We start from the raw sequence: 13,979 nt of genomic DNA on the forward strand, positions 1-13,979 counted from the left end.
GAGCACGGTCTGCGGTGATCGCCTGCCAGAATGGCGATCAGCGCAGGCGTTCGGCAGAACCCGCAGATCCCGCCCCGGACGATGGAGGAGCCCCGTGCCGCTGCCCTCACAACCGTTGCGCAAGCTGGGCTTCTTGACCATCGGGCTGTTCGACGAGGCCGACCCCGGCAAGGGCCACGAGTCGACGCTGGAGATCATCCAGCTCGGCGAGCGGCTGGGCTTCGACAGCGCCTGGCTGCGCCACCGCCATCTCCAGTTCGGCATCTCCTCCCCCGTGGCCGTCCTGGCCGCGGCCTCGCAGCGCACCACGCGTATCGAACTCGGTACCGCGGTCATCCCGCTGGGCTGGGAGAACCCGCTGCGGCTGGCCGAGGACCTGGCCACGGTCGACCTCCTGTCCGGCGGCCGGCTCAATCCCGGCATCAGTGTCGGCCCGCCGATGCACTACGACCAGGTCAAGCAGGCGCTCTATCCGGACACCGCCGACGCCGAGGACTTCGGGTACGACCGGGTGGCCCGGCTGCTGGACTTCGTACGGGGCAAACCGGCCACCGACTTCAGCGGGGTCGAGGGCTTCGAAGTGTTCTCCGACCGCGTCCAGCCTCATGCTCCCGGTCTGGGCCGCCGTCTCTGGTACGGCGGTGGAAGCCTGGGGTCGGCCCAGTGGGCCGGTGAGCACGCGATGAACTTCCTGACCAGCAGCGTCGTCAAGGCGGAAGGACCGCAGGAACCCGCGGACTTCGCCGAGGTCCAGCTGTCCCACGTACGCGCCTTCCGTGCCCACCACCCCGACGGCGACCGTGCCCGGGTCTCCCAGGGGCTCGTCGTCATCCCGACCGACAGCGCCTCGCCGGAGCAGCGCGCGAAGTACGAGGCGTACGCGGAGAAGCGGCTCCCTCGGACCGCCGTGCCTCAGGGGCCGGCCCGCCTGATGTTCGCGCCGGACCTCGTCGGCACCTCCGCGGAGATCGCCGAACGGCTCTACGCGCACGCGGCGTTCCGGGAGATCGACGAGGTGGCGTTCGCGCTGCCCTTCACCTTCGAGCACGACGACTACGTGCAGATTCTCACCGACATCGCCACGAGGCTGGGCCCGGCACTCGGCTGGCAGGCGTCGGCCCAGCACGGATAGAGGGCCCATCGGCTGGGCGTGCGGCGTGGTCGGAAGCGGTCGACGGTGTCGTCGGTGTCTGTCAGTCGCTGACCTGGCTGCGTGCCTGGTACAGCAGGTCTCCGTACGCGGGGTGGCGGGCGATCCAGCCCGCGTAGAAGGGGCAGGTGGCCAGCACCCGCAGGCCCGCGGCACGTGCCTCGTCCAGGGACGCCCGGACCAGCGCGGACCCGACGCCCTTGCCCTCGCTCTCGGGGCTCACCTCGGTGTGGACGAACGCGATCAGCTCCTCGGTACGGATGTACTCCGCGAAGCCGGCGACCGTCGACGCCCCGTCGATCCGAGCCTCGTAGCGACGCGCCTCGGGCTTGTCACTGACCTCGATCGCCATGTCTCCTCCTTGAACCCGGTTGAGCCGGTGCACGACACTAGCCCACAGTGGCCAAAACCCGTACGGTCCGCCCGAGTTGCCGTCCGGAGCCCAGACGCGCGGGCGGATCGTTCGGCTAAGTTGACGTTCGATTGCCGAACAACGATCCGCAGGAGGCCCTCTCGTGACAGACCACGATCCCGAACTCGCCGCAGCTGCCGAGATACGGGCCCGGATCGACACGGACAAGCCGCACTCCGCGCGATTCTGGAACTACTTCGTGGGCGGCAAGGACCACTACGAGGTGGACCGTGAGATCGGTGACCACATCAAGGAGATCTTCCCCGGTCTGGTCGATGTGGCGCTCACGAGCCGCCACTTCCTCGGTCGCGCGGTCGAGTACCTCGTCGGCGAGCAGGGCGTCCGGCAGTTCCTGGACATCGGCACCGGTCTGCCGACCGCCGACAACACCCACGAGGTCGCCCAGCGCGTGGCCCCGGACGCACGCATCGTGTACGTCGACAACGACCCCCTGGTCCTCGCCCACGCCCGCGCCCTGCTCACCAGCACGCCCGAGGGCGAGACGGCGTACCTCGACGCCAATCTCTACGAGCCCGAGGCCGTCCTCAAGGCGGCGGCGCACACACTGGACTTCTCCCAGCCCGTCGCCCTGATGATCCTCAACACGCTCGGCCATGTCGCCGAGTACGACCAGGCCCGGGATCTGGTCGCGCGCCTCATGTCCGGTCTGCCGTCGGGCAGTTACCTGGTGATCAGCGACAGCACCGCCACCAGCGAGGGCATGATCGCCGCGTCGGAGGCGTACAACTCCAGTGGCGCCGTCCCGTACTACGTGCGGGCCGTCGACGAGATCGCCGGGTTCTTCGACGGTCTTGAGCTGGTCGAGCCCGGCGTCGTGCAGGTCACGCAGTGGCGTCCGGAGGCCGCCGGTTCGGTGGTCGACGCCTACGGAGCGGTCGGCCGCAAGCCGTAGCTCCACGTCATGGCCGGGCCCGTCCTCGGACGGGCCCGCCTCACCCGTGCGCATCGGACGCACGCTCAGGACACGTCGGTCAGCTTCGGCATCTCGCCCTCGGTCGTGGTGACGTCGATCACGGAGAACTGCGCGCCCTGGGGATCGCTGAGCGCCGCGAACCGCCCGAAGGGGCTGCTCATCGGGCCGAACCGCAGGATCGCGCCACGTTCGGTCGCCTTCGCCACGGCGGCGTCGCAGTCCTCGACCGTGAAGTAGACGTTGACGTAGGACGGCACCTCCGGCGGGAACTCGTCCGTCATCCTCATCCGGCCCAGAACGGTCTCCTCGCCGAGGTTGAAGATCCTGAAGTCGATCGCGTCGTCCTCCATCTGCTGTGCGCGGTAGGGGAAGACGGCGGGGAGGAAGGCGTCCACCTTCTCGGGCTCCCGGGTGAAGAACTCGCCCCAGCAGTAGGCGCCCGGCACGGCCGTCGCCTCGAAGCCCTCGTGGACGCCTGCCTGCCACACGCCGAAGACGGCGCCGCTCGGCTCCTGGGCCAGCAGCATGGTGCCGAAATCGCCGACCTTCATCGGATCCATCAGGACCTGGCCGCCGTTGGCGCGTACCTTCTCTGCGGTGGCGGCGGCATCCGGCGACGCGAGGTACAGACACCACGCCGACTGACCCCCCTCCTCGCCGGGCATGGGCGGCACGACTGCGGCCACCGCCTTGCCGTTCGCGTAGGCCTGCGTGTAGTTCCCGTACTCCGACGACGCCTCGCCGAACGTCCACCCCAGCACGTCACCGTAGAAGCTCTTGGCACCCTCGACATCTCTGAAGCTGGCGTCGGCCCAGCACGGTGTTCCCTCGGGTTGTACGGCCATGACTCTGACTCCCTCGTCATTGAAGGCTCTGGCTTGTCACGCTAGCCAGCCATCGACGGACGCGCGCGGCGAACGCCACGAGATACGTGACGCAGGTCACTTTTGTGCGCCGATGATGTTCCGTGACCGCCTCGGTCCAACACTGCGACACCGCTCGAAGCAGCAGACCAGAGGATGGGACACCGACATGAGTGAGACCGTGAAAGGGCCCGCGAGCTAGTTCCCCTTCATCGAGAAGAAGTACGGCCGCCCCATAGCCGAATGGCAGGGCCTCATCCGCTCCTCGCCCCTCACCAAGCACCCACCGGAAAGAAATGCGTTGCAGGCCATGAGAGAGCCTCCGCAGACTCGTCGATGAGGGAAGCCTGAGACGAGGAGGCGCCATGCCGACCACGCAGACACACGCGGACGCCCTGGTGCATGCGCTGGGCAGCGAGCCGAGGCGGCCGGCGGCCTTCCGTGAGCTGATGCGGCTCGGCTCCGTCGCCGTGCCCGCCATCCGGCGGGGCCTGGCGCACTCCGAGGCCCTGGTACGGGAGCAGTGCTGCAGGCTGCTGGACCACCTGCTCGTGACCGAGGCGCTGGACGATCTGATCGCCATGCTCGACGACCCCAGCGCCCGGGTCCGGATCGCGGCGGTGCACGCGCTGGCCTGTGACCGGTGCAAGAGCGACGCCTGCCGTCCCGGCCAGGCCGTCGTGCTGCCCCGGGGGATCCAGCTGTTGGACCGGGATCCGGACGCCCACGTGCGCAACTTCGCCGCGGAGCTGGTCGGGCTGTCGGTGCACACCCACCCGGAGGCGGTCGACGCCCTGGTCCGTGCCCGGGACAACGATCCGTCGCCCGCTGTCCGGAAGAAGGCCGGCTGGTACGCGCCGGGCGGACCCATCCACCGCAGGACCGCGCCGCGACCGGCCCGCCCGCGCCGCTGACGGCGGGCTTCCCGGGCCGACGGGACCGTTCTCGACCGCACAGGAGACCGTTCCCCGACTGTGCGGGAGCGGTTTCCGTGGCCGGTTGTGACCCATGTTCCGGCACGGGCTGGTGCGGCGTCATACGCTCCCCGCGCCGCACGCGCCCGCGCCGGAACTCCCCCGGGCGGCTCCCCCTTGAACCGTGGGTGCCTACTGTTCTACCTTCACCACATGGTCGGGGCATCAACGCCCGCTCACCAGCGACACAACGTGCGGGCGGCAGTTGGGCCGGGTGATGACAAGTGCGTCCACACCTCGCGCTGATCGAGGACGATCCCGACTTCGCACTGATGTGCCGTACCTACCTCGAGCGTGAGGGTTTCACCGTCACGTGGGCCATGGACGCCCGGGCCGGCAAGGCCGTCATGCACGACGGCGGCATCGACCTCGTCGTCCTCGACCTGGGACTTCCCGACGGCAGCGGTCTCGAACTGCTGCGGGCGCTGCGCTCCACCAGTCGACTTCCGGTCATAGTCGTCAGCGGTCGCGGAGACGAGACGGACCGGGTGGCGGGCCTGGAGATCGGCGCGGACGACTATCTCGTCAAGCCGTTCTCGCAGCGGGAACTCGTCGCCCGTATCGGCGCCGTGCTGCGCCGGTGTCGGCCGCCCGAGCTGCCGACCGTCCTCGACGTCGGGACACTGCGCGTGGACACCGCCGCGCGCCAGGCGAGCGGGAAGGGTGTCCTGCTGAACCTGCGCCCCAAGGAGTACGCCCTGTTGGAGGCCCTCGCGCGGTCCCCCGGCCGGGTCTTCTCCCTCGAGCAGTTGCTGGAGCTGATCTGGGGAGCGTCCTGGCAGCAGTCCGCGACGGTCATCGAGCATGTGTACCGGCTGCGCGGCAAACTCTCCCGACTCCCGGCGCCCGCACCCCGGATCACCACGGTGCGCGGCTATGGATACCGTCTCGATCCGTGAGGACCGCCATGTCCACGAGCCGTCCGTCCAGCACTCCGCAGCCCGTCCCGGACTTCCGGCGCCTCTTCGACTCCACGCTCTCCCCGCTGCTCATCCTCACCCCGGACTTCACGATCGTCGAGGTCAACCGCGCCTATCTGACGGCCACGGGCACGCGGCGGAGCATTGTCGGGCGCCCCATCTTCGATGTGTTCCCCGACAACCCCGAGGACCCGTCGGCCGACGGCGTCACCAACCTGCGCCGCTCGCTGGAGACGGTGGTGGGCACGGGCCGCACGGACACGATGGCGCTGCAGCGGTACGACATCCCGACGGGCGACGAGGGCGGTTTCGTCGAGCGCTACTGGAGCCCGGTCAACACACCGGTCCTGGACGCCGACGACCGGGTGACGCACATCATCCACCGGGTCGAGGACGTCACCGAGTTCGTACGGCTGCGCCGGGTCGGACACGAACGCGAGCGGGCGGCCGCCGAGGCACAGATGCGCGCGGAGGGCATGGAGATCGATCTGTTCGTCCGCGCGCGGGAGATCGGGGAGGTCAACGAGCAGTTGCGCCGGGTGAACGGCGAACTCGACGCGGCCGGGCGGCAGTTGCGGGAGGAGCAGCGGGCCAAGGACCGGTTCATCGCGACGCTCTCGCACGAGCTGCGCAATCCGCTGGCCGCCGCCACCGCGGCGACCGAGCTGCTGGCGCTCGACCTGCCCGGCGGCCATCCGGCGCTCTCCGTCCTGGAACGGCAGCTCGGCATCCTGGCCCGGATGAGCAACGACCTGCTGGACGGCACGCGGGCGCTGACCGGTCGTCTGGAGCTGGTGCCCGAGCGGATGGATCTGAGGACGGCCGTCGAGAGCGCCTGCGCCGACATGCGTGGGCTGTTCGGCCACGAGGGGCGGGCCCTCGCCCTCCGGCTGCCCGACGGCCCGGTGCTCGTGGACGGTGACCGGCTGCGGCTGGCCCAGGTGCTTACGAACCTGCTGTCGAACGCACTGAAGTACACGCTGCCTGGCGGCCGTACGGACGTGTGCCTGTCGTCCGCGGACGGGCAGGCGCAGCTCACGGTCAGGGACGACGGGATCGGTTTCGACCCCGCGCAGGCCGAGGAGTTGTTCGGGGTGTTCATGCGGGCGGCTCCCGCCGGTCCGCACACTCCCGAGGGGCTCGGACTCGGGCTCGCGGTGGCCCGCACCATCGTCGAACTCCACGGCGGCCGCATCTCCGCACACAGCGACGGGCCGGGCAAGGGCGCCTCGTTCGGCGTGCTGCTTCCGACGGCCGCCTCGGACGCGCCGCAGCCGGCCCGCCCGGCGGCCACCGGCCGTGCGCAGCGGCAGCTGGTCATCCTGATCGTCGAGGACAACACGGACCTCGCCGCGACCTACCGCACGCTGCTGGAGCGGCAGGGCCACCACGTCACGGTCGTCCACACGGGCGCGGACGCCGTCACGGCCACCGAGGCCAACCTCTTCGACGTCGTCCTGTGCGATCTCGGGCTGCCCGACATGGACGGCTACACGGTCGCCCGTACCGTACGGTCCCGTCCGCACGGCGCCGGGCTGCGCCTCATCGCGGTCTCCGGATTCAGCCGGGGCACCGACCGGACGCTGGCCCACGAGGCCGGATTCGACGCCCATCTGGCCAAGCCGCTGCCGCTCGCGGAGCTGCTGGACCTGCTGAAGCGCTGACCTGGGTGTGCCGCACCCAGGAGGCGTACACCTGGGAGGACGGCGGTCTGGTCGGCCGGCGCCGCCGCGGCGACCGTGGAGCCATGACCACAACGACGAGCACGAACGACGACACGTCCCGCGCCCCGCACCCGTACGTCGGGATGTGGGTGACCGCCGACGGCTTCATCCGCCAGGAGCTGCTGCCCAACGGCCGGTACGACGAGGCCCGCGGCGAGCGGCAGAGCGCGTACACCGGCAGTTACACCGTGACCGGCAGCCATATCGACTACGTCGACGACATCGGTTTCACCGCCACGGGTGATGTCCGCGACGGGGTGCTGTACCACGAGCACCTGGTGCTCTACCGCGAAGCGACCTGACCGGTCCCGGATCGGGCTGTTCCGGTACCGCCGTACCCCGACGGCGGTACGGGCCGGTCCCCGGGGAGTCAGGCGCGTACGGATGAAAAGCGCAGGTCGGCGCCCTGGCGGGCGTGCGGCGGGGTCTCACTGTCGGTGTGTGATCGGTTGCGGTGGGTCGGCGGGTTTCACACGGTGGGCCCAGATACTGCCGTCCTCGAAAGGAACCGGTATGCGCGCCCTGGTATCACGCGGGCTCCTTCTCCCGCCCCTCGTCTGTGCCGCTCTCGTCTGCGGGCCGGTCGCCACGGCGACCGCCGCCTCCGACGTGTCCACGGGGTCCGTGGGTGGCCCCGTCGCGGTGGCCCCGCTGTCCGCCGACATGACGCTGGAGCGGATCCACGCCCTGGAGGCCGCGGATCACGGAGACGTCCTGACGCCTCTCCTGGACGCACTCATCCCCCTCGCCGACAGGGATCACGGCCCGCTCGACGCGGACGAGGCGGCCGAGCGCGGCAAGGCCGTCACGGAGGCGACCGCGTCCGTCGAGGAGCGGCTGGAGACCATGGAGGGTCCCGCCGATCGGGCCGCGGCCGACCCGGTGTCGGACGCCGTGGCGGGGCTTCAGGAATCACTCGGCGGGCTGCTCTCCGCTCTGACCTCCCTCGACGTGGGAGGAGTCGTCGCCGAGGTGCCGAAGGTGCTGTCGAACGTGATCGGCGTGCTGACGGGGCTGCTCGGTGGCGGCCTGTCCGCTCTGTCGAGCGTGCCGGCGCCGACGGAGTAGTCGCACACCGGCGGGGCGCGTGAGCTGTCGAACGCCCGTCGGCGGGTACGTGTACACCATGACCGATGTCGTGGATTCCGACGAACTCCTGCGCCGTATCCAGCGCGCTCGGGCCTGGGCCGAGCGGGAGGAGGAAACGTGGAAGGCACGGAGCGACGACCTCAGGCGGGGCGATCCCGGCGGCTCACGCGACGCCGACGTGCGGGGGCAGGCCTATGAAGCCGTACGCAAGGTGCTGGACGAGATCCTGACCCCGGGCGTGCATGCCGTGGACGGCTGAGGAAGCCGGGCGAACCGGCCCGACCGAGGGAGCCGGGCCGGTTCGCGCTCCCGACGCTCAGTCACATGCGGGGCGTCGGCCGTCCGACCGTGTGGGCCGTTCCCGGCTCCGTGCGCGCGAGGTGTCGTCGTCGGCCTGTGCGGGAACTGCTCGAACGGTGCGCGGGACGTATGTGTCGCCCTTGAGGCGACGCAGCGGCGTCACGCGGATCCTGACCTCCGGGTGCTTGGTGGTGTTCATGGGGCAACACTGCGCCATCGGTGCCGGAGCAACCAGATCACTGTTGTGGGCAGGACCACTCATCCTGGTACCGGAACCACCAGTCAGCGGGCGTCGGGGAGTCTCAGAGTGAAGACCGACCCGGTGCCGAGTTCGCTGGTGACCGTCACCGTACCGCCGTGGGCCGTGACGAGTTGACGCACGATCGACAGACCCAGGCCGCTGCCGCCGGTGCGCCGGCTGCGGGACTTCTCCGCCCGCCAGAACCGTTCGAAGACGCTGGGCAGATCCTCCGGGGCGATCCCGCTGCCGGTGTCGGCCACGTCGAAGACGACCTCGTCGTCCTGGCGCCGAAAGGTGAGCGCGATCGTGCCGTCGGCCGGCGTGTGGCGAATCGCGTTGGAGACCAGGTTGCCCAGCGCCTGCCGCATCCGGACCGGATCCGCGTCGAGCCATGGTGTGCCGTCCGAGCCGCGCGAACCATCCGAGCGGGACGAATCCTCCGAGCCGTCGGAGCCGTGCGAGCCCGTTGAGCCGGCCACGGCCGTGTGCAGCCGGACTCCCGCCGCCTCGGCCGCCACCCGGTGTGCGGCGACGACCTGTTCGAGCAGTTCGTCGGCGCGGACCGGCTCGCGGTGCAGCCTGAGCGTGCCCGCGTCGGCGGCCGCGAGGTCCTGGAGGTCGTCGATGACCCGCTGGAGGACGACGGCCTCGTCGTGCAGGGAGGCGAGCAGTTCGGGGTCGGGGTCGACGACGCCGTCGCGGGTCACCTCCAGCCAGCCGCGGATGTTGGTGAGCGGGGTGCGCAGTTCATGGGCGATGTCGGCGACCATCGCCTTGCGCTGCGCCTCCATGCGTTCGCGGCGATCGGCCAGGTCGTTGAACGCGACGGCCAGGATGCCCGTCTCGTCCTGGGTGGTCACGGGTACGCGTACGTGCTGCTCCGGCGGCTGCTGGGCGGCGTGCGTCAGCGCTCGCAGCGGCCGTACGAGCCGCGTGGCGACCAGCACCGTCACCGCCACCGTGAGGGCGAGGACGAGGCCGGCCACGCCCGTGACCTTGGCCTTGTTGGCGGCCGACATGTCGAAGTGCGGGACGGCGCTGTCGCCGCGGCCGAGGAACAGTTCGGCGGCCGGGGCGACGTAGGGATCCAGTTGCCGACGCCGGGCCCGGTCGACGCACTCCTGCGCCTTCTTGTTCCGGTCGGCCAGCTGCTCGTCCGTCGCGCCGTCCGCGCCGTCCGCGCCGAAGTTTCTCGTCGGCAGGGGCTTGACCTTGAGGCCGGCCGCGACGGTGAAGGGTGCCGGGAAAGGCAGGTCGACACCGCCCAGGCAGCCCTTGGCGTACGTGGTGAGTTCCGCCAGGGCCTTCTCCTCCGTCGCGGTGGGGGTGTTGAGCCGGCCGTCGGCGCACGGCGTCGGTACCTCGCCGCCGTCCACGGTTCCCGCCTCGTCGGTGAGGACGGAGCGGCCGCTGGGCAGTTGCGTGATGCTGGTGTCGACGTAGTTCTCCGAGAAGCAGTGCCGGCGTTTCTCGGCCAGCTGACGCACACGCTTCCGCTCCGCGGGCGGCAGCAGGTACGGGCCCACCGCTCGCGGATCGATGCCGGTGCGCTGTGCTCCGGGCTCGGTGAAGGTGTCGGTGTGCAGGGGATCCACCACGGCGGCGGCCCTGGGCGGCAGGGCCGTGTTCCGGGTCTCGGAGTCCGCGATCGGCGTACGGTCCGGGGCCGTCAGGGCGATGCGCCGCCCGGTCCTGTCCGACAGTGCGCGGACGGTCTTCCCCACGCCGGACCAGTCGCGATGAGTGGCCGCGTATCCGCTCAACTGCCGCAGGATGTCCATGTCCTCGGTCAGTACCTGCCCCTGCTCCTCCTGGATCGCCCGGGTCGTGGTCTCCACCGCCAGCCAGGCCGTCGCCGCCACCGAGCAGATGGCGATCAGCACCGACGTGATCAGCAGCCGGACCAGCAGCCTCTTGCGCAGCGGTATCGGGCGGGTCATCAGCGGTCCCCGCTGAGCTTGTAGCCCACGCCGAAGACGGTCAGCAGCCTTACCGGTCTGCGCGGATCCGCCTCGATCTTCTTGCGCAGGTTCATGATGTGCACGTCGACCGCCCGTTCGGTCGAGGCCCGGTCGATGCCCCGGGTGCGGTGCAGCAACTGCTGCCGGGAGAAGACCCGTTCCGGCTCGGCGGCCATGGCCAGCAGGATCTCGTACTCGGCCGGGGTGCAGTCCACCGGCGATCCGTCGCACACCACCTCGTGCCGTACGGGATCCACGGCGATCCCGGCGGCCCGTACGACCGGGTCCTCGCGGTGCCCGGCGGCCCGGCGTCCGCTGCGGCGCAGGACGGTGCGGATGCGGGCCATGAGTTCGCGCGGGCTGTACGGCTTGGTCATGTAGTCGTCCGCGCCGAGTTCGAGGCCCAGCAGCACGTCGTCCTCCGTGGAGCGTGCGGTGAGCATGAGGACGGGGATGTCGTCGTCCTGGCGCAGCGCCCGGCACACGCCGAAGCCGTCGATCACCGGGAGCATCAGGTCCAGGACGACGAGGTCGGGCCGACGCTGCCGAACCGCCTCCAGGGCGGCGCCGCCGTCGTGGACCACGGTGGCGGTGTGGCCCTCGCTCAGCAGGGAACGGCGTATCAGCTCCGCCTGTTTCTCGTCGTCCTCGGCAACCATCACATGTGCGCACACGCGGCCGATGCTAAGCGCCCCGAGCGGTGGCGGGACCGTGGGTGAGGGGCTTCCCACGCCCTGACATCTTCCTCACAACCGCCTGCTAGGGCCTGTCGGAAAGGCCCTGGTGCTGGTGGTCCGCCGGCCCGGGTCAGCGTCTGAGCGCGGCAGCGTCGCCCATCACGATCACGGGATCTCGGTCGGGGTCGAGGGTGCGCAGGAGTTCCTTCATGTGTTTCTTCCGGAGGCTGACGCAGCCCTGGGTGGGGCCGTCGTGGTCGACGTGCACCCAGATGCCGCCGCCCCGGTCGGCTCCCAGGGGGCGGGTCCAGTCCAGCGGTGTGGTGCCGGCCTGGCGGTTGTAGTTGATGGCGACCACATAGTCGAACGAGCCGGCCAGGGGCTCGCCCTCGAATCCCGTGCCGCCGATGCCGAAGCCGCCGGACTGGTCGTACGGGAGGCTCGTGCCCGGGTCGGGGCGCAGGCCGCCCGCGTCCGTGAGCGTGTAGACGCCGATGGGTGAGCGGAGGTCGCCCATTCGGTGGTGGTCGGTCCAGCCCTTGAGGGCGTTGTGCGCGGGCCAGGTGGTCCCGGCCTCCCAGCCGGACTCCGTGCGCTCGTACAGCACCGCGGTGGAGGTCGACGAGTTCTTGCCCCGGCCCGTGACCACCAGGGCCTGACGCGTCTTCGCGGGCACCTTGGCCCAGGTCTTCGGGCCCAGGCCGGGCAGTTGCTGAGGCGCCACGGTCATGGCCACGCGGGGCGCGGGGGCGGGTGAGGCTCCCGCACTGCCGTTCACCGATGTCGTGCCGGGCCTCTGATCCGACGTCGCCACCGCTCCTCCTCCGCAGCCGACGAGGACGAGTGAGACGGCCAGAACGGCGACGGGGCGGCGCACGGCACCGTGTGTAGGTGTGATCATGCGTCGACCTTGACCGGTACATGTGAGGAACTCGTCAGGTCGGTTCGGCCTGTCCACAGAATCACTCGGGTGTACTCCTACACCCCCTTCGAAACATTCGACATTCATGGCGACTGTTGTGCGGAATGTAGACAGAGAGCGACTGTCAGGCAAGGGAACCCACGAGACCCATGGGACGCCTCGTCCATCTTGAGCCATCCCGAATCCGCTCCGGTACGGGCCGTTGACGCTCCCCAGAGGCAGCCGTAAGGTCTGCGCAGCCAATCGGAAACATGCTCGAAACTTTCGATACGACAGAAAGGGACGACATGATCACCCGCACGTCCGCAGCTCCCGCGGCCACACCTCCGCCCCGGCGGTCCCGCACCCGAAGAGCCCTGGTGATCGGCATGGCGGGCCTGCTCGCCGCGGCCGGCGTCACCACTCTCGCCGGGACGGCCGAGGCCGCCGGCACGCTCGGCGCCGCGGCGGCGGAGAAGGGCCGCTACTTCGGCGCCGCGGTCGCGGCCAACCACCTGGGCGAGGCCCCGTACGCCTCGACGCTCAACACGGAGTTCAACTCGGTGACTCCGGAGAACGAGATGAAGTGGGACGCGGTCGAAGGGACCCGCAACTCCTTCACCTACGGCGCCGCGGACCAGATCGTCAACCATGCCCAGAGCAGGGGCATGAAGGTCCGCGGGCACACGCTCGTCTGGCACTCCCAACTGCCCGGCTGGGTCGGCGGGCTGGGCGCCGCCGACCTCAGAACGGCGATGAACAACCACATCACCCAGGTCATGCAGCACTACAAGGGCAAGATCCACTCCTGGGACGTCGTCAACGAGGCCTTCCAGGACGGCAGTAGCGGCGCCCGGCGCAGTTCGCCCTTCCAGGACAAGCTCGGCAACGGCTTCATCGAGGAGGCGTTCCGCACCGCCCGAGCCGCCGATCCCGCGGCCAGGCTCTGCTACAACGACTACAACACGGACGGGGTCAACGCGAAGAGCAACGCCGTCTACAACCTGGTGCGGGACTTCAAGGCGCGCGGCGTGCCCATCGACTGCGTGGGCTTCCAGTCCCACTTCAACAGCGCGTCCCCGGTGCCCGGCGACTACCGCGCGAACCTGCAGCGCTTCGCCGACCTCGGTGTCGACGTACAGATCACCGAGCTGGACATCGAGGGCTCCGGTACGGCGCAGGCCGCCAGCTACACCAACGTGGTCAACGCCTGCCTGGGCGTGTCCCGTTGCACCGGCATCACCGTCTGGGGTGTCACCGACAAGTACTCGTGGCGGGCCAGTGGCACTCCCCTGCTGTCCGACAACAACTACAACAAGAAGGCCGCGTACAACGCCACGCTCACCGCGCTCGGCGGAACCGGCTCGGGCGGCGGCGGTGGTGGCGGCGCCTCCTGCACGGTGTCGTACAGCAGGACGGACGACTGGAGCGACCGCTACAACGGCAGGGTGACCGTGACCGCGGGCGGTTTGGCGATCAGCACCTGGACGGTGGCCGTCACGGTGACCTCCCCACAGAAGGTCTCCACGACGTGGAACGGCACGCCGAGCTGGGATTCCAGCGGCAACGTCATGACCATGAAGCCGAACGGCAACGGCAGTCTGGCCGCCGGGGCGTCGACGAGCTTCGGGTTCACCGTCATGAAGAACGGCAACTCCTCGGCGCCCTCGGTCGGTTCCTGTACCGCGTCCTGAGAACGGGCAGAACGGGCCGCGCCCTTCAGGGAGTTCGGTGGCAGCGGAGGCGGGGGGGGGGGGGGGGGGGGGGGGCGCGCCCCCCCCCCCCCCCCCCCCCACCCACAACCACAACACCCCCCACCAAAAAAAAAACCAC

The 13,979-nt window shown here is 70.1% G+C and carries 15 protein-coding genes and 1 pseudogene; 10 read left to right on the forward strand and 6 right to left on the reverse strand.

Annotation, left to right across the window (positions count from 1 at the left end; all coding sequences use genetic code 11):
- Window positions 1-94: 94 nt before the first annotated feature.
- Window positions 95-1,132: an LLM class flavin-dependent oxidoreductase gene (locus tag ACIBEI_RS00380; protein ID WP_398883553.1), complete on the forward strand. Its 1,038-nt coding sequence runs from the start codon at window positions 95-97 to the stop codon at window positions 1,130-1,132.
- 61 nt (window positions 1,133-1,193) lie between these two features.
- Here ACIBEI_RS00380 and ACIBEI_RS00385 read toward each other — a convergent pair whose 3' ends face one another.
- Window positions 1,194-1,502: a GNAT family N-acetyltransferase gene (locus ACIBEI_RS00385; protein ID WP_398883555.1), complete on the reverse strand. Its 309-nt coding sequence runs from the start codon at window positions 1,500-1,502 to the stop codon at window positions 1,194-1,196.
- A 163-nt stretch (window positions 1,503-1,665) separates the two neighbouring features.
- On the opposite strand from ACIBEI_RS00385, the gene ACIBEI_RS00390 reads away from it, so the two are divergent.
- Window positions 1,666-2,475, forward strand: a complete 810-nt coding sequence (locus ACIBEI_RS00390; protein WP_398883556.1) for an SAM-dependent methyltransferase — start codon at window positions 1,666-1,668, stop codon at window positions 2,473-2,475.
- A 65-nt stretch (window positions 2,476-2,540) separates the two neighbouring features.
- Here the strand turns inward: ACIBEI_RS00390 and ACIBEI_RS00395 are convergent, their stop codons facing one another.
- Window positions 2,541-3,341: a VOC family protein gene (locus ACIBEI_RS00395; RefSeq protein ID WP_398883558.1), complete on the reverse strand. Its 801-nt coding sequence runs from the start codon at window positions 3,339-3,341 to the stop codon at window positions 2,541-2,543.
- A 187-nt stretch (window positions 3,342-3,528) separates the two neighbouring features.
- On the opposite strand from ACIBEI_RS00395, the pseudogene ACIBEI_RS00400 reads away from it, so the two are divergent.
- The 7 genes and pseudogenes from ACIBEI_RS00400 to ACIBEI_RS00430 form a co-directional block, all read left to right on the forward strand.
- Window positions 3,529-3,642 (forward strand): annotated as a pseudogene (locus ACIBEI_RS00400) (DUF4287 domain-containing protein); the annotation flags it as partial.
- Window positions 3,643-3,724: 82 nt separating this feature from the next.
- Entirely contained in the window at window positions 3,725-4,273 is a 549-nt protein-coding gene (locus ACIBEI_RS00405) for a HEAT repeat domain-containing protein (protein WP_398883560.1), read from the forward strand.
- Window positions 4,274-4,557: 284 nt separating this feature from the next.
- Window positions 4,558-5,232, forward strand: coding sequence for a response regulator transcription factor (locus ACIBEI_RS00410; protein ID WP_398883562.1), 675 nt, complete (start codon window positions 4,558-4,560; stop codon window positions 5,230-5,232).
- 8 nt (window positions 5,233-5,240) lie between these two features.
- The gene (locus ACIBEI_RS00415) at window positions 5,241-6,917 is read left to right on the forward strand and encodes an ATP-binding protein (protein ID WP_398883564.1); all 1,677 of its coding nucleotides are present in this window, start codon (window positions 5,241-5,243) and stop codon (window positions 6,915-6,917) included.
- 83 nt (window positions 6,918-7,000) lie between these two features.
- Window positions 7,001-7,279, forward strand: a complete 279-nt coding sequence (locus tag ACIBEI_RS00420; RefSeq protein ID WP_398885016.1) for an Atu4866 domain-containing protein — start codon at window positions 7,001-7,003, stop codon at window positions 7,277-7,279.
- Window positions 7,280-7,490: 211 nt separating this feature from the next.
- On the forward strand, window positions 7,491-8,045 hold the full coding sequence (locus ACIBEI_RS00425) for a hypothetical protein (RefSeq protein WP_398883566.1): 555 nt from the start codon (window positions 7,491-7,493) through the stop codon (window positions 8,043-8,045).
- 58 nt (window positions 8,046-8,103) lie between these two features.
- Window positions 8,104-8,325, forward strand: coding sequence for a hypothetical protein (locus ACIBEI_RS00430; protein ID WP_269651902.1), 222 nt, complete (start codon window positions 8,104-8,106; stop codon window positions 8,323-8,325).
- 57 nt (window positions 8,326-8,382) lie between these two features.
- Here ACIBEI_RS00430 and ACIBEI_RS00435 read toward each other — a convergent pair whose 3' ends face one another.
- From ACIBEI_RS00435 to ACIBEI_RS00450, 4 genes are all read right to left on the reverse strand, one after another.
- Window positions 8,383-8,565 (reverse strand): hypothetical protein, encoded by a 183-nt coding sequence (locus tag ACIBEI_RS00435; protein ID WP_398883569.1) that lies wholly within the window; start codon window positions 8,563-8,565, stop codon window positions 8,383-8,385.
- Between the two features lie 83 nt (window positions 8,566-8,648).
- The gene (locus ACIBEI_RS00440) at window positions 8,649-10,547 is read right to left on the reverse strand and encodes a sensor histidine kinase (protein ID WP_398883571.1); all 1,899 of its coding nucleotides are present in this window, start codon (window positions 10,545-10,547) and stop codon (window positions 8,649-8,651) included.
- Window positions 10,547-11,242: a response regulator transcription factor gene (locus tag ACIBEI_RS00445; RefSeq protein WP_398883572.1), complete on the reverse strand. Its 696-nt coding sequence runs from the start codon at window positions 11,240-11,242 to the stop codon at window positions 10,547-10,549. Before ACIBEI_RS00445 ends, ACIBEI_RS00440 begins: the two co-directional genes overlap by 1 nt.
- A 133-nt stretch (window positions 11,243-11,375) precedes the next feature.
- Window positions 11,376-12,146, reverse strand: coding sequence for a L,D-transpeptidase family protein (locus ACIBEI_RS00450; protein WP_398883574.1), 771 nt, complete (start codon window positions 12,144-12,146; stop codon window positions 11,376-11,378).
- Between the two features lie 308 nt (window positions 12,147-12,454).
- Here ACIBEI_RS00450 and ACIBEI_RS00455 point away from each other — a divergent pair, with 308 nt between their 5' ends.
- Complete coding sequence (locus ACIBEI_RS00455) at window positions 12,455-13,840, forward strand: endo-1,4-beta-xylanase (RefSeq protein ID WP_398883576.1); 1,386 nt, start codon at window positions 12,455-12,457, stop codon at window positions 13,838-13,840.
- Window positions 13,841-13,979: the final 139 nt, after the last annotated feature.

Origin of the sequence: Streptomyces sp. NPDC050988, from assembly GCF_044456225.1 — a bacterium.
Taxonomy (GTDB): Bacteria; Actinomycetota; Actinomycetes; order Streptomycetales; family Streptomycetaceae; genus Streptomyces.

Bases quoted from the DNA above. Each gene is read 5' to 3' on its own strand.
- ACIBEI_RS00385 (WP_398883555.1), bottom strand. From the start codon at position 1,502: ATGGCGATCGAGGTCAGTGACAAGCCCGAGGCGCGTCGCTACGAGGCT.
- ACIBEI_RS00395 (WP_398883558.1), bottom strand. From the start codon at position 3,341: ATGGCCGTACAACCCGAGGGAACACCGTGCTGGGCCGACGCCAGCTTC.
- ACIBEI_RS00405 (WP_398883560.1), top strand. From the start codon at position 3,725: ATGCCGACCACGCAGACACACGCGGACGCCCTGGTGCATGCGCTGGGC.
- ACIBEI_RS00415 (WP_398883564.1), top strand. From the start codon at position 5,241: ATGTCCACGAGCCGTCCGTCCAGCACTCCGCAGCCCGTCCCGGACTTC.
- ACIBEI_RS00420 (WP_398885016.1), top strand. From the start codon at position 7,001: ATGACCACAACGACGAGCACGAACGACGACACGTCCCGCGCCCCGCAC.
- ACIBEI_RS00425 (WP_398883566.1), top strand. From the start codon at position 7,491: ATGCGCGCCCTGGTATCACGCGGGCTCCTTCTCCCGCCCCTCGTCTGT.
- ACIBEI_RS00430 (WP_269651902.1), top strand. From the start codon at position 8,104: ATGACCGATGTCGTGGATTCCGACGAACTCCTGCGCCGTATCCAGCGC.
- ACIBEI_RS00435 (WP_398883569.1), bottom strand. From the start codon at position 8,565: ATGAACACCACCAAGCACCCGGAGGTCAGGATCCGCGTGACGCCGCTG.
- ACIBEI_RS00440 (WP_398883571.1), bottom strand. From the start codon at position 10,547: ATGACCCGCCCGATACCGCTGCGCAAGAGGCTGCTGGTCCGGCTGCTG.
- ACIBEI_RS00450 (WP_398883574.1), bottom strand. From the start codon at position 12,146: ATGATCACACCTACACACGGTGCCGTGCGCCGCCCCGTCGCCGTTCTG.
- ACIBEI_RS00455 (WP_398883576.1), top strand. From the start codon at position 12,455: ATGATCACCCGCACGTCCGCAGCTCCCGCGGCCACACCTCCGCCCCGG.